This is a genomic window from Methylopila musalis, assembly GCF_042679725.1.
GTDB lineage: Bacteria > Pseudomonadota > Alphaproteobacteria > Rhizobiales > Methylopilaceae > Methylopila > Methylopila musalis.
The window spans coordinates 28,937-42,019 of sequence record NZ_JBHTMX010000005.1 but is presented as its reverse complement, the minus strand read 5'-3'; the positions used below and the strand labels follow the sequence as shown (position 1 = coordinate 42,019).

Annotated in this window: 13 protein-coding genes and 1 tRNA gene; 6 read left to right on the top strand and 8 right to left on the bottom strand. The window is 60.2% G+C overall.

The annotated features are described in order from the left end of the window. Positions 1–107 precede the first annotated feature (107 nt). The 6 genes from ACFQ4O_RS01915 to ACFQ4O_RS01890 form a co-directional block, all read right to left on the bottom strand. Positions 108–2,549 carry a nucleoside triphosphate pyrophosphohydrolase gene (locus ACFQ4O_RS01915; protein WP_378773942.1) on the bottom strand — a complete coding sequence of 814 codons (2,442 nt, stop codon included), beginning with the start codon at positions 2,547–2,549 and terminating at the stop codon, positions 108–110. After that, positions 2,546–2,866, bottom strand: coding sequence for a hypothetical protein (locus ACFQ4O_RS01910; protein WP_378773941.1), 321 nt, complete (start codon positions 2,864–2,866; stop codon positions 2,546–2,548). Before ACFQ4O_RS01910 ends, ACFQ4O_RS01915 begins: the two co-directional genes overlap by 4 nt. 1,367 nt (positions 2,867–4,233) lie before the next feature. Beyond that, complete coding sequence (locus tag ACFQ4O_RS01905; protein WP_378773940.1) at positions 4,234–4,881, bottom strand: hypothetical protein; 648 nt, start codon at positions 4,879–4,881, stop codon at positions 4,234–4,236. Positions 4,882–4,976: 95 nt separating this feature from the next. After that, the gene (locus ACFQ4O_RS01900) at positions 4,977–5,873 is read right to left on the bottom strand and encodes a hypothetical protein (protein ID WP_378773939.1); all 897 of its coding nucleotides are present in this window, start codon (positions 5,871–5,873) and stop codon (positions 4,977–4,979) included. Beyond that, positions 5,874–7,118: an MBL fold metallo-hydrolase gene (locus tag ACFQ4O_RS01895; RefSeq protein ID WP_378773938.1), complete on the bottom strand. Its 1,245-nt coding sequence runs from the start codon at positions 7,116–7,118 to the stop codon at positions 5,874–5,876. It abuts the gene before it with no gap. Positions 7,119–7,556: 438 nt separating this feature from the next. Then, a complete protein-coding gene (locus tag ACFQ4O_RS01890; protein ID WP_378773937.1) occupies positions 7,557–7,967 on the bottom strand; it encodes a hypothetical protein in 411 nt (136 codons plus the stop codon). A 587-nt stretch (positions 7,968–8,554) separates the two neighbouring features. Between ACFQ4O_RS01890 and ACFQ4O_RS01885 the strand changes: the two genes are divergently transcribed. Then, positions 8,555–8,764 (top strand): hypothetical protein, encoded by a 210-nt coding sequence (locus ACFQ4O_RS01885; protein WP_378773936.1) that lies wholly within the window; start codon positions 8,555–8,557, stop codon positions 8,762–8,764. Positions 8,765–8,889: 125 nt separating this feature from the next. Here ACFQ4O_RS01885 and ACFQ4O_RS01880 read toward each other — a convergent pair whose 3' ends face one another. Continuing rightward, positions 8,890–9,777, bottom strand: a complete 888-nt coding sequence (locus ACFQ4O_RS01880; protein WP_378773935.1) for a hypothetical protein — start codon at positions 9,775–9,777, stop codon at positions 8,890–8,892. A 196-nt stretch (positions 9,778–9,973) separates the two neighbouring features. Between ACFQ4O_RS01880 and ACFQ4O_RS01875 the strand changes: the two genes are divergently transcribed. Further along, positions 9,974–10,933 (top strand): PGN_0703 family putative restriction endonuclease, encoded by a 960-nt coding sequence (locus ACFQ4O_RS01875; protein WP_378773934.1) that lies wholly within the window; start codon positions 9,974–9,976, stop codon positions 10,931–10,933. 200 nt (positions 10,934–11,133) lie between these two features. Here the strand turns inward: ACFQ4O_RS01875 and ACFQ4O_RS01870 are convergent. Then, positions 11,134–11,209: transfer RNA gene (locus ACFQ4O_RS01870), tRNA-Ala, on the bottom strand. Between the two features lie 162 nt (positions 11,210–11,371). Between ACFQ4O_RS01870 and ACFQ4O_RS01865 the strand changes: the two genes are divergently transcribed. From ACFQ4O_RS01865 to ACFQ4O_RS01850, 4 genes are all read left to right on the top strand, one after another. Continuing rightward, on the top strand, positions 11,372–11,662 hold the full coding sequence (locus ACFQ4O_RS01865; protein ID WP_378773933.1) for a YggT family protein: 291 nt from the start codon (positions 11,372–11,374) through the stop codon (positions 11,660–11,662). A gap of 46 nt (positions 11,663–11,708) precedes the next feature. Beyond that, positions 11,709–11,981 carry a DUF167 family protein gene (locus tag ACFQ4O_RS01860; RefSeq protein WP_378773932.1) on the top strand — a complete coding sequence of 91 codons (273 nt, stop codon included), beginning with the start codon at positions 11,709–11,711 and terminating at the stop codon, positions 11,979–11,981. A 144-nt stretch (positions 11,982–12,125) separates the two neighbouring features. Then, positions 12,126–12,434 (top strand): 50S ribosomal protein L28, encoded by a 309-nt coding sequence (rpmB, locus tag ACFQ4O_RS01855; RefSeq protein ID WP_378773931.1) that lies wholly within the window; start codon positions 12,126–12,128, stop codon positions 12,432–12,434. 55 nt (positions 12,435–12,489) lie between these two features. Beyond that, positions 12,490–13,068 (top strand): queuosine precursor transporter, encoded by a 579-nt coding sequence (locus ACFQ4O_RS01850; protein WP_378773930.1) that lies wholly within the window; start codon positions 12,490–12,492, stop codon positions 13,066–13,068. Positions 13,069–13,083 lie beyond the last annotated feature (15 nt).

The following is a 13,083-nucleotide window of genomic DNA, read 5'->3' as shown; positions in this document are numbered from 1 at the left end:
CGCCAAAACCGGTCATTAGGGTTTGGCCTAAATCCGACTTTCAAAGAAGAGCGCGCCAAGCAGAGATGAGGGTATAAAAGATTATGGCGCGATCGGATCTTTCGACATCAATCGGGCGGATCTGTTGAGATTGGCTCATCAAGCGCGAGGCCAAGTTGCTCGGAGGCGCGAACGATCCGTATTTCGATGCGGTCCGGTCGGAGCGATACGTCCAACCGAACGCCAAGAGGTTCGAAAAGAATAGACCGGGGCTGATCAAACTCCATGAATCCGAAGAACGAGAACGGCAACTCCACAGTGTCGTCAGCTACTTGGTTTGCCAACACTTGACCTATTGCCGGGTCTAGGTCGGTGGCGGCACTTCGGTCTGATCCCGCAATGCCGGTCTGCAGGAGAACAAGTCCCTGCTCGAAGCCGCCGGCCTTCTCGCGCTTGCTTTCAGCGGCGGTCTCGATCTCGGCGACTGTGAAGCCTTCGGACTTCGCCATGGCCCGAAAAACCTCATAGACATCCGCAAGTTCCTCGCGCTTCTGTGCGCTACCGGCAGCGCTGCGAACCTCAAGGGCCTCTTCAAGCAGCTTGCTGACTAAGAAGCCCTTTAAAAGTCCAATTGGAACCTGCTTCGTAACCTCAAACTCGCGCCTCTCCGCGATCTTGGCGGGTATTTTGTCTCGTACAAGTTTTCCTAAGTTTGCAGTTCTTCGGATGCGGGATCGCTCCTTCTCGGTGGGCGTTACAACGGCACATCCAATCTTTCTCAGTTGGTAGTAAGCGTGAGCAAGCGTTGATCCTGCCAATATGACGGGAACATCAGCAGCCTTTGCTGCAGATCCGACGGTATTAATGAATCCAATATCTCGCATCAAATCGAGATTTGTTGGTTTAAGCTCTAGCGCTTGCCTGTTGCGAGAGCCCTCCCATTCCACGAAACGTTTGAGGCTTTCAGCATCCGAGACCCTGATCTTGTTATAAGATGACCGATCGATGTTGCGTTCGGCATCGTGTGCTTCGGTCCAATACCACGGCATGTTGAACGCGACGTCGTCCTGGTCGGTGCATCCTACAAACCACATAATATGGCATGCTCGACCAAGCCGATTAGCAATTGCAAGCGAACGAGCCGCAATATCGCGAGCCTCTGTTGAGTTTATGCTATTATTTCGTGCCAATTCGTTTTTGACGCGCCGGTGCTCCCATCCGCCATCTTCTCTTGAAATAAGTATGTCCGATTTATATTCAGTATAATCTGTGACAACTAATGTGGGCGCGTGAATTTCCCAGATATCGTATGGGCAATATTGAAGGGCATCGGGTAATCCCCAAAGCGAATGGATTTCGAGTACGGGGTTCGTTGGATCGGCTTTTGCCCAGGCACTTGCACGCGACGCGACGAAGCGATGTGCAATAAAAGCCAGTTCGCCGATGTCGTGATCTGCGGCCAATGTGCCCGCGGTGTCGATGCACCAGATCGCGGCTTGTTCCGGCGTCAGGCATTCTGTGCGAGGTAGATTTGGAAGCTTGTCTTTACCAGCACCCACGCTGGTCCGAACGACTATTCCAGATGTCCCGACAAGTTCTCTAAAATCAGATGTCAGACGCTTTACGCCTTCGGCGTCGCTGGCTTGAGGTGTGTCGCTTACGCGAAAGTAAAATAATATGGGCTTGTGTGGTGAGTTCTCTTCCCATAATTCATTTAGAACTATCAGCTTGTCCCATCCAATGATGGCGGCGCTGTCCGCTATCTTAAGATATTGACCGTTGGCTTCACTTGGACGCGGGCAGTAGGGAACTCTAAGTTGGAAGGGATTTATCCCCCAACGGTCGTCGTCTTCCTCGTCGATTTGGACGAGATAAAAGTGTCGATTGTCTGTAATCCACTCGCAATTCAGCCGTCGTGATTTGCCACGGAGAAGCTCATTGTTAAGCCAAGCTGCAATCGACCCGAACAGTCTCTCTCTTGAGACACCGGATCTTGCGGCTATCGGCGAGTTGGGCGATGCGGCCGGGTCTCGCTGACTGTTTAGGCGCGAGTGGGTCATAAATCCCGAACGGTCAGTGGAACTGATCTCCCATTGGTCTCGCGTCTTCGAGATCCGTTGCAGATTGCCAAACTCACCCTGGGAGGCCGACTTGATAAAGCGTTGGATCATTAAGCCAGTGGGCTTTCCGAGCGCAGAAGCAGTCACCCGATCTACAGCTTTATCGAGATCTTGAGCAAACTCGGGAGAGCCAACCGCGATCCGAACGCTCTCATATGTTCCTCGGTCCCAGATGCTCTCGCCAACGACACTGGAACGGACGATGAGCTCCTGCGCACTGCCAGCCATGGCCTCAATGCGGCGGAGATCGTTGGCGTCGATTATCGAGGATAGGGGCTTCTCTCTCGACGTCGCTGCAACCACGTCTGTTGGAACGAGCGCAAACGGTAGCGTCCATGCACGAGGAAGGGCGAGGCATGAAGCGCCTTTCACGCCATAGTCGGACCTAGCAAGCTCTGCCTCGGACCAATCTATTGGTCCCGAATCTTCTGAGAAAAAGACCGCCGTCACTTCTTCTCCAAAGTGCCGAAGACGGCATTCGCTACGTTAGAGAGAAGTCCGCTCACTCCGTCTGAGAAGTAGCCCACAAGGAATGCGAGCGAGGCCGTGGTTGGCATCGGTCCCATTTGAGCAGCGGTCTGCGAAGCGAAAAGGCCAGCGCCAAACAAAGTCATGACGACGCAGGCATACACTCCTCCAATCAAAGGAACGAGAAACCGCCAATAACGTCGATCAAGATGCCACTTGCCTTTTGCCACGGAGTGAATGAGCCACTTAATTGAGAATGTCGTGCCTCCTACACATCCGGTGAAGAAGATCGCCAGCAAGCGAAAGCTCACGTGCACTTCGACGCCAGCGAGCCTAAATGAGTGCGGCTCGGTTCCCTCGATTCCAAGGCAGAGACCGGCAAGTGAGAGCGTGACTAGCAGGAGTATGCCGAGAAACCAAGCTTCGCAGTTTATCTGAAGCCGAGCGTCCTTCGGGTACTTCGAAGGCCAATCCCACCGCTTCCGACCGTCGGTGTAGTCGGCAGGGGCCTTCTTAGGCGCACCCTCCATCTCGTCTGAACCAAGTGCCGGTTCACACGGTGCTAGAGAACTATCTTGCTCTCGCTCACCCGCCACGCTGACCGGCACCTTCGAGCGCCTTGAACGTCGCTATCGTCCTGGCGACGTTCTCCCCTCGTGGGTGTAGGCGATAGTTCCACACGCCGGGCTCACCCACGAGACTTGCGACTGTGCGCCTTAGGAACTGCGACCCGGTTCTCTCCACTCCCTGAGTGAACGCTGCTTTCTGACCGGCACCAGCGACTAGGTACGATCTCCGAGGGTCAAGCCTCGCATAAGGGCTGTCTGCCTCGACCTCTCGCCACTCTATGGACGCCGAAGTCGCAGAGGCTCTTGTCAGATCGCCGAGCGAGAATGGAGGATCAATAATAAAGTGCAGATGGGCATAATCGACACCACAGCCGACCTCAGTTCCAGTCAGACTCGGCCCGTGCTCGAACCAGACAACCCTATTGGAATCCAACGACAGATATGATTCGAGCGATCTCGCGATGCTCGTTGGCTCGATCCCGGTGTGTCCTTGCCAGATCCGAAAGTTCAGCGCTGGCTCGCGCGGAACGACGATCAGCCAATTGGGCACAATCGCGCCGAGGGTGGGAGCTACAATCCAATCAGGTGTCTCTAGCAGTGGGCGATCGTGAGCTGCGCGGTTGCCGCTGCCATATAAGAGCGCAGCAAACCTCCCATCGGCAGCTAAAGGTTCAGTCCGGAACGCCATCTTTCAATCCCAGCTACGCGCGAACCATAAGCGGGGAAGGCGTGGATTGCGAGCAGCCGGCCGGCCATACAGCGCGGACGCACGCGAAACATCGGCGCGATATCTCGTCATCGAACCGATCACCGGATCGCTGTCGCCGTGCCCTCCCAAAGCGCTTCAACGAAGCGACCGCAGCAATCCTGACACCCAATCAGCAATCACACCACACCAATCTCGTCGCGTCGCTGCACCCGCCGTTGGCATTCCGATGGACGGGCCGTCAAACGCAACAGCGTGTCGGAGTTATGGCCCAACTCGGATCGCTGTGGAATGTGGGCATCAGCGCGCGACCCCATCGGCTACTCGCCGGCGCGGCCGTAACACTCTGATTTCGTTTGGTAGGCTGGATCGGGCGAAGGATTGGCAAGCCTCACCTCGTGGGTGCCTTGCAAAGTTCGAAAGTCTTCGCGCCTATGCTGAATGCATCGATTGCGACCCGCGTCCAACTTCCCTTTAGCGGAACGTCGTCACCTTCGGCTTCGCAGCTACCTTCGAAATGAATCTTGCCTTTAGACTCTTTTGATTTGCTAATTTTACATTCTTTCTCGGCAAATCCGCCAAGGCTTGGCCCCTCAATGGTCCGAATCTGAGCTTCCATGTCGTTACCCAGCTTGTCGTAGATCTGCTCCATAGTCAGCGTACACAGATCTGGGTCAGTCACATAGCGGCCATCGGGAAACGGTAGCGGACCCCCACGCCGTGCGGGCTGGAGAGTACATTCTATATTCGTGCTGCCTTCCTGAAAATCGGCATGCCCTTTCGTAGACGTACAGAAATCAATAGTGTCTCCTGATCTTACAGCTCGCCATCCAAATTTAGAGCATTCTTCCGGGCTAAGCTCTCGCTCGATTTTGTACGATTTGCCCCGCCAATTTAGGTAGTTATTTGCATTATCCATCTCAAGTACAAGTGATTTACATTTGATTTGGCAGGTGTAAGTGAACGTATCGGCGTAGGCAGGTGCCACCGAAAGCGTTATCAGGACGCCGACAATCAAGCGTATCATTTCGAACTCCATACAGAGCATCGTTTTGCGGTGTTGAACGCCAATTGCGCCATTGCTCTCGCAGCTTAATTTATCGGCCTACGCGGTCTTCGCAGCCATTGGCCCGCCTAGAGTCTGAGCCCCTTGGTATCTCCCCGGGCGACAATGCGCCCCGGAGCCAGCTTCGTTCGCAGCTCGCTCTCGAACGGCCGCCACACCTTATCGCGCTGCGCGGCGTCGAAGCCGTAGACGATCAGGTTCAGCTCGGCCGGATCGCCAAGCACGAGTTCGCCGCCTTCAGCGACGCGTCTTACCACCGGATCGAGCTGGCGCGCTCCGCCGCTGGCCGACGCCAGGACCGCGAGGTTGGCGGCGATGATCCGATAACTCTCGATGACGTCGTCGCGGAAAGCGTCGAGAATGCTCCGGTAAAGCTCGATCTGGCGGACGACGTTCTTCTCCCCCGACGACCGAAGTTCGGGATTGTAGAAGGTCTTGGCTTCCCAGAACACGAGCCGCACGCCGCCCTCGATCGACTCGAAAGCAGCGATGTCGATGCGCGGCACGACGCCGCCGGTGACGTCGCCGCCCGAGAAGGCGATCTCGACGTCGACAACGTTGGGGTTCGCTGTGGCGATGTCATGCACGCCGCGCTTCTCTTCGCCGGAATAGAGCGACGCCGCCCGTTTCAGGCGGCCGAGCGTGACGCCGGGTTCGTAAGCCTGCGCAATTGCATCAATGCGAGGCGCGGCGAAGGCGTTCGTCTCGACGTCGATGGCCACTTGGCCGGACAGGTCCGGGTTCAGCAGATATTTCGGATGCGTCGTCGCCGTGACGCGACCGCCCTTCATGGCGACGCGAAAGAGCGACTGCCCCTGCCAATAGACGTTCAGATACTCGTCGCGGACGCCGATCACGAGGCTCGGATCGCGAATGACGTCGCGCCACCAGCCTTCGCGCTCCGAAAGCTCAACGAGCGCGTCCAGCATGGCCGGGTTGCGGATGCCGCGGCGAAACTGCTTCATTCAAACCTCCCACCATTCGCCGTCCGCCCGGACGACGACGTTGTCGAAAAGCGAGGGGAACCGACCGGCCTCGAAGGTGTGGATCGGCACGAGCGCGCGCGGCCGGATGGCGGCGGCGAGGCGCTGGAGATCGAAGATCGACGCATGGCCCGAGGTGTGGATGACGTCGAGCGGCACGCTCGCCGCCGCAAGCGCTGCCTGTAGCGACGCCCCGCGTTCGTCCTTCAGATAGCCGTCCCATTGCGGCCAGATCGCCCGCGCGCCAGACAGGCAGCCGGCGCGGACGAGATCGGCCAGCATGGTTCCGCGGAAGAGCACGACGAAGCGGCTCGGCTCCGCAGCGAGGGCCTCGGGGAACGCCCGATTCGCCTTGTGCCGATCGAGCAGGGGGAACAGCCCCTCCGCCTTGATCTTCACGCGTTGATGCTGCGGCGTGAACAAGGCGACGTCCGGCCAGGACGTCTGTGGGATCGTGGCGCGGTTCGTCGCGTGGAGGATTTCCGCGGCGTAGAGGTCGACCACGAGGGTTCGGCCGGCGCGGCGGGTCGCACGGAAGATGCTTACGACGCGGTCGATGTTCTGAGCCGAGGCGGCGACCAGCGCCATGCCTTCCGTCGCGGCAATCGCGTCGAAGAGCTGGCTTTCGATATCGCCCTCGGAAGGAAAGCGCGACGCCGCATCGAGTCGGCCGATGCTCGAACCCTCCATCAGCATGGCATCGACGTTTGAGGGCGGCTGCGCGATCAGGCGCTCGAAAAGCTGCGCCTTGCGGCCATGCCCTCGAATGTCGCCGCTGTAGAACAGCCGCCGGCCGCCCGCGTCGACCGTCAGCTCATAGGCGTCGAAGGCCGAATGGCAGACGAGATGCGGCGTGACCGCGAAGGGGCCGACTTCGAGGGGCTGCCCGTCGACGAGATGCCCCGAGGCCTTCGTCGTCAGCGTGCCGGGGACGAAGGGAGCGGCGGCGGTGAAGATGCGCTCCGTCGCTTCTCCCATGAAGATCGGCAGGGCGGCGCGAGCGCGAGGCAGAAGCCCCCAATGATCGCGATGGCCGTGCGAGAGAACGACGCCAAGCAGCCCGTCGTCCGCGACGGCGAGGCCGTCGACCGCCGGCATCACGCCGGGGTCGTCCGGATCGCCGTCGAGCGGCAAGCCGCAATCGAGCAGCAGGCGACGACCGTCGTGCTCCAGTTCGACGACCGTCCCGCCGATTTGCCGTGCGCCGCGATGAATCCGCACCCGCATGGGCCGACGCATAAAACGCAGCTACGTCAAATCCGGCCGCACCAAATCGCCGGCGCGGACTTTCTGTCGGAAGGTCAGCGTTCGTGCATCCGAGACGGGCTGTTGGGGCAGCCAGCGCCGAAGGACGGACTGCCGCACCACACGCATTTGCTCCCGATCCCGTGCCGATGGCGTTGGTTCGGGCTGTTGGGGCAGCCGGCCCCATAGCTGAGGGAGCCGCAGAACTCGCAGCGGCGTTCATCGTCCTTGTGTTCGTGTCGCCGGGTGGGGCTGTTCGGGCAGCCGGCGCCGTAATTCGGCGATCCGCAGAAGCGGCATTTGCTCATCGGTTTCGCTCCGGCCATCGTAGCGCCGAGCAGGAAGCTCGGCTTGGCAGAGCGCCAAGGTATCCGCCGCCTGCGTCAGATGCGGTCGCAGCACGAGTCGAGAATTGGGCGTTCATCGGTAATGAGGGTCGGAGCGAATCCGACAGGCGACATCGAGGATGCCAAAGCGTCGTTTGATCTCCTCGACCATCTCGGCGGCGTGAAGCCTCCGATCTGCATAGATCATGAAGGCGTCGGCTCGCCGATCGAAGACGAGCCGGCCGCGAGGGTGATTGTCATACTCAGTCGTCATGACGGCGAGCGGCAACGCAAACCGGCGAAGCAAACCTGCTCCGCCGCTCGCCCACGCCTCCCAGTACTCCGCGTGGCCGCCTTCAAAGGTTAAGCAGTCGCCATACGGATCAGCCCGCGATAGCGGGACACCGGCGGCGACGAGCTGGCCCTCTACGTCCCAAAACAAACCGACGAAGGGTACCGATCCAACGGCCGACAGCGGCGCGAACCTACCGAAGTCGATCTGCAAGCATCTTCCCAATTTCCTATTCCCCCTACGAAGGTTGAGCCAGCCATGTCTCACTGTAGATCGAAATATTATCAGAGCTTAGTGACCAATATATGGCCCGCCTCAATTTTGAAGGAGGCCGACTTGGAAACGGATCAAAAGATCGCATTTTCGATCTAACAGTTTAGCAACTGGGCCGGCATTGGCCGTTCTCTTACATATAAGGAAATCGAAAGCGGCCGGTTGACGGCCAGGAAGGTGGGTCGCCGCACCATTATCACCATGAGCGCTGCATTGGCATGGCTGGACGCTCTCCCCGAGAGCGGCTCGCCAAACGCAATGAAGGTGAAACGGTGACGAGAGTGTACGGCGGCGGGTGTGTCGAACGATATTTTATATCTAACCTAAATCCATCACCCAACAAACAGCAGTCATCAAACACCATACCAAGAGCGGTCAATCGAACAACGATCTAACTCTCAGCAAACCACTATTCGGGGAAATGGGCCCGCGCCCTACCGAACATATCAAGCAAAAATTGATAGGCGAGCGCCATGAAACCAAGCCGATTCCCCAATGACCGCCCTCTGGCGAATGATCATGAAAAGATGATTGAGACAATCAATGCGCTTAAAGCGGCGGGGCATCGCTTTCACAGGCCCACCCAATATCAACTCAAAGTCGGCGCTTGGAACTTCTATCCCACCACAGGAAGAGTTATCCGCGAGGACAGCGCGCTCGCCGAGAACGAGCGCGGGCTTGAAGCGTTCCTGAACTTGCTCGCACTCGACCAGCCAAAATGGAAAACGCGCGCTTAAACGAATTTTCCCCCAGCTAACACGCTGTGTTAGAACAGATTTCCCATTCCTCAACTCCGTTTTGGGCGAGATTGCCTCCGTTTTCACAAAACGGAGGCAATCAGAGTCGGTCCAGCGCGGTCGCCTTAAAGGATCACCTCATACCTTTGCCTGCGGAGCTGTTCGAATTGCCGATCTGCTATGCCTCTCCGATACTCGCTGTCGCTCCATAGGAGATATGGGCTTACGTCGCAGACGTCCTCGGGCACCACATAGCCGGCCGCCCTTTGCGCCTTTGCTCTCAACGATCGCGACACACGAACTCGGTCGATTTCAACGACGCCCGCCGGGATCGGCCCAAATCGCATCATCATAAGTTCATGTACCGTGTTCTTTCCGTCTTCTCGTGGAAATTCGCCCTTTTGAAGCCTAGGGTTGACTCCCTTCATGCAATACTGAAACCAAAGCCACTGGCCAAGCACGTTATTATTCCTGTTAAACTTTGGCTTGTAGAACTTGGTCAGTGAAATTCCATCAAACCCTTCCTTCAAGGTCTGCTCCAGCCATTTAGAAAATTCGCCATGGCGGCAGTCCGGCACGTGAAAACTCATGTGCGAGTGATATCCCATGTATCGGCCATTCTCGAACACTGCATAGTAGAGGATAGGGATCTTCCGCTGACTCGCGTATTTCCTATACCGATCCGTCAATTTCTGGAAAGACCGGTCGATTTGCGACGGGTGCTTCAATCCGGCCTTCTGCCAATTGATTGTGACCTCGACGTTGAAAACGAAGCCAGAGTAGTTCGCGAAGCGGAGCGCGTCGTATAGCTCAAACAACCAAATCCGTGGGATGTATTCGAGATCGTTCAATTCTGCTGGAATTCCCAGACTGCGCTCGAATTCCTCCGGCGACCGTCCGTAAATTAGATCCCTCTCCAACCTGTCTTCTAGGCGATCGTAAGGGAGCCAGATTTCATCTGGCGTCCTGTCCGCGCAACGCGTGGAAGTGTCGAATTCTGTCGGGCGCTGCATGAGGGCTCTCCAAGCGATTGATCCGCTCGGCAGCCGCCGAGCCCTACTATATAGGTCGGACGAGCGAAAATAGTTATTTTGCTCTCCGTAAAGCGCCGGCCTACTGACGCGAATTCTCGTCATCCGCCTTAACAAGGATGGCGAAATGCTATCGAAATCAAATGCTTATGGGAGTTCTGCGGGGCAGCTTCCGATCGTGCCAGCCGACGTGCTCAAGCGCTTTGACGTCGACGAGCGCGGGGACACCCGATTTTCATCCTGCGCTCGCCTGCTCCAGTCCATCTGGCGAGAACGGCGGAACATCGCGATTGGCAGCCTCAAACATCCGGGCCGCAAATCGCGGAAGCTTGGTAGCCGCGTAGCGCCGGCCATCGCGCGGACCGGCATCGGTTTTCTCGCCCCGGACATTGCCAGGATCACCCGCCACGAAGTCGCCTATCGCGAGATCGGCGCGCTGATCGAGGAGCGGAGGCTCTGGGAAAACCTGCTTTCGAGCCAGGGGCTCACCCTCAACCTGTTCGCTCGCGCGAGGGCCGATCGCGACTATGCGACCCGGCTGTTTTCGACGCTGTTCCCCGATCTGATCGCTGAAGTCACCGACTTCGCCCTTGAGCACTCACCGGGCCGAGGCGATCCCCGCTACCTCGGCGACTACACCGCCTTCGACCTCTTCGTCGCGGGCCTCGGGCCGGATGGCAAGCCGACTTTCGCCGCGATCGAGGTGAAGTACTCGGAGACGATGAGGCAGCCGGGCCGCGGAGCCAACCCGCGATACCGGGAGCTGACGCGGGCCTACGCGCTTCATCTCGATCCGGAATCGCCCGGCCTGTTCGCCGAGCCGCTGGCTCAGCTTACGGCGGAGCATCTGCTCGCAGCCGTGATCCGGGACCAGTTCGGCGAGGGCGCACGGGGCGCGTTCGCCACCATCGCGCCGGCCGGCAACCGGGACGCCTGGAACGCCATCGAACTTTACCGGATGTCGCTCGCCGATGAACCGGACCACGTCGCCTTCGTGCCGTTGACGCTGGAAGCCGTGATCCACGCCGTCCGGTCGATCGGCGACGCCGAACTCGCCGACGCGCTTCATGAGCGCTACACGGACTTTTCGCCCATTCACGCCCTGATAGACGACTGGCAGCCGTTCGCGGAGGCGTAGTCTGCGGCGGACGACGACGTTGGCGCGGCGAAGCCGCGTCAACACCACCTTGCGGCCGGCGTAGACTACGCCTCCGCGGACGACCGTCACTGTACGCCTATGTCCGCCGGAAGCCGGACTCACTGCTAGGGAAGGCGCTAGGGATGAACCCTGGCCCTCAAAACTTCATGCAAAAATTTCAATGAGTTACGCCCGAGACTTGGTGGAGCCGAGGGGATTCGAACCCCTGACCTCTGCAGTGCGATTGCAGCGCTCTCCCAACTGAGCTACGGCCCCGCGTCCCGAAGGCGCGCCATTTACCGAGCGGCGGGAGACGCTGTCAAGCGGGGGCGACGCGGTTTCGGCGCCGCGGCGCCGCGCTCTTGCCCCGGCGGGGAGCGGTCGCTACATCTCGAAGCCTCGCCGGCCTCCGACCACGCCCCCAAGGACAGACCCACCATGCGCGCGCTGCTCGACGTCGTTCTGCTCGCTCTGCAGCTTTACACGTGGCTGCTCATCGCGGCGGCGATTCTCTCGTGGCTGGTGGCGTTCAACGTGGTCAACACCCGCAACGGCGTGGTGGCCGCGATCGCCGACTTCCTCTACCGCATCACCGAGCCGCTGCTGCGGCCGATCCGCAACGTGATGCCGAATCTCGGCGGGATCGACCTGTCGCCGGTGGTGCTGCTGCTGATCATCTTCCTGATCGAGCGCGTCATCGTGCTCTACCTCTACCCCAACGTGTTCTGACGCCCTGTCCGCGTCTCCGTTTCAGGCGTCGGACGCGGGGCTCTCGGTGCGGGTGCGGCTGACGCCCCATGGCGGGCGCGATTCGATCGACGGAATCGAGACGCTCGCCGACGGCTCGACGGTGCTGCTCGCCCGGGTGCGGGCCGCGGCCCAGAACGGCGAGGCCAACGACGCGCTGCGCACGCTGCTCGCCAAGGCCGCCGGCGTATCCCGCTCCAGGGTCGCTCTGACCCGTGGCGCCGCTGGCCGGATCAAGCTGTTCGTCCTCGAGGGCGAGCCGGGCGCGATCGAGGAGCGGTTGCGCGCGGCGGCGGGGTGATGCCCACGCTTTCTTGACGCCAATCGCCCCGCGGTCTATAGGGGCGCCTTCTCATTCAGGCGCGCTTTCGCGTGGCCGCGGGCCTTGGTGGTCCGATGCGCCAGGCGGTTCGCGGGCCAGACGCCATCATCCAGGAGTTCTGCCATGTCGCGGCGTTGCGAACTGACCGGCAAGGCCGTTCTGAGCGGTCACAAGGTCAGCCACTCGAACCACAAGACCAAGCGCACCTTCCGTCCCAACCTCGTGCAGGTCTCCCTGCTCTCCGAGGCGCTGGGCAAGCCGGTGCGTCTGCGCGTCTCCGCCCACGCCCTGCGTTCGGTCGAGCACCGCGGCGGTCTGGACGCCTTCCTCAACAAGGCGTCCGAGCTGGAGCTGAGCCAGAACGCCCGTGAGCTGAAGCGCAAGATCGCCAAGGCCTCCGAGGCGCCGGCCGAGCAGGCCGCGGCCTCCTGAACCGCTGATCTTCGCCACGGCCATGTCGCGATCCGCGGCGGCCGCGCGCGATCTGATGCTGCCCGTCGCCGCGATGACCCTGGTCGTCGCGGCGTCGAACGTTCTGCTCCAGCATCCGGTCCGGGCCGCAGGCCTCGAGGACAAGCTGACCTGGGGCGCCTTCACCTATCCGATCGCCTTTCTGGTCACCGACCTGACCAACCGCCGCTTCGGCCCCGTGGCCGCCCGGCGCGTGGTCTATGCGGGCTTCGCGCTGGCGGTGGCTCTGTCGATCTGGCTCGCCACGCCGCGCATCGCGCTGGCCTCGGGCGCGGCCTTCCTCGTCGGACAACTGCTGGACGTGAGCGTGTTCGCGCGCCTGCGCCGTCTCGCCTGGTGGCGGGCGCCGCTGGCGGCCGGCCTGCTGGGCTCGGCGGTCGACACGGCCCTGTTCTTCACCCTGGCCTTCGCCGGCGACGCGGCCATGTCGGCGCCGGTGTCCTTCGCCGGAACCGGCGTGACGACGCCGCTCTGGGTCAGCCTCGCGGCGTTCGATTTTCTGGTGAAGGCGATTGGCGCGGCGGCGCTGCTCGCCCCTTACGCCGCGCTGATGACGAGCGTGCGCCCGTTCGAGACCGTCGCGCCGGTCCGCTGACCGCGCGCGATTCGG

Bases quoted from the DNA above. Each gene is read 5' to 3' on its own strand.
- ACFQ4O_RS01905 (WP_378773940.1), bottom strand. From the start codon at position 4,881: ATGGAGTTCGAAATGATACGCTTGATTGTCGGCGTCCTGATAACGCTT.
- ACFQ4O_RS01900 (WP_378773939.1), bottom strand. From the start codon at position 5,873: ATGAAGCAGTTTCGCCGCGGCATCCGCAACCCGGCCATGCTGGACGCG.
- ACFQ4O_RS01895 (WP_378773938.1), bottom strand. From the start codon at position 7,118: ATGCGGGTGCGGATTCATCGCGGCGCACGGCAAATCGGCGGGACGGTC.
- ACFQ4O_RS01885 (WP_378773936.1), top strand. From the start codon at position 8,555: ATGATTGAGACAATCAATGCGCTTAAAGCGGCGGGGCATCGCTTTCAC.
- ACFQ4O_RS01880 (WP_378773935.1), bottom strand. From the start codon at position 9,777: ATGCAGCGCCCGACAGAATTCGACACTTCCACGCGTTGCGCGGACAGG.
- ACFQ4O_RS01865 (WP_378773933.1), top strand. From the start codon at position 11,372: ATGCGCGCGCTGCTCGACGTCGTTCTGCTCGCTCTGCAGCTTTACACG.
- rpmB (WP_378773931.1), top strand. From the start codon at position 12,126: ATGTCGCGGCGTTGCGAACTGACCGGCAAGGCCGTTCTGAGCGGTCAC.
- ACFQ4O_RS01850 (WP_378773930.1), top strand. From the start codon at position 12,490: ATGCTGCCCGTCGCCGCGATGACCCTGGTCGTCGCGGCGTCGAACGTT.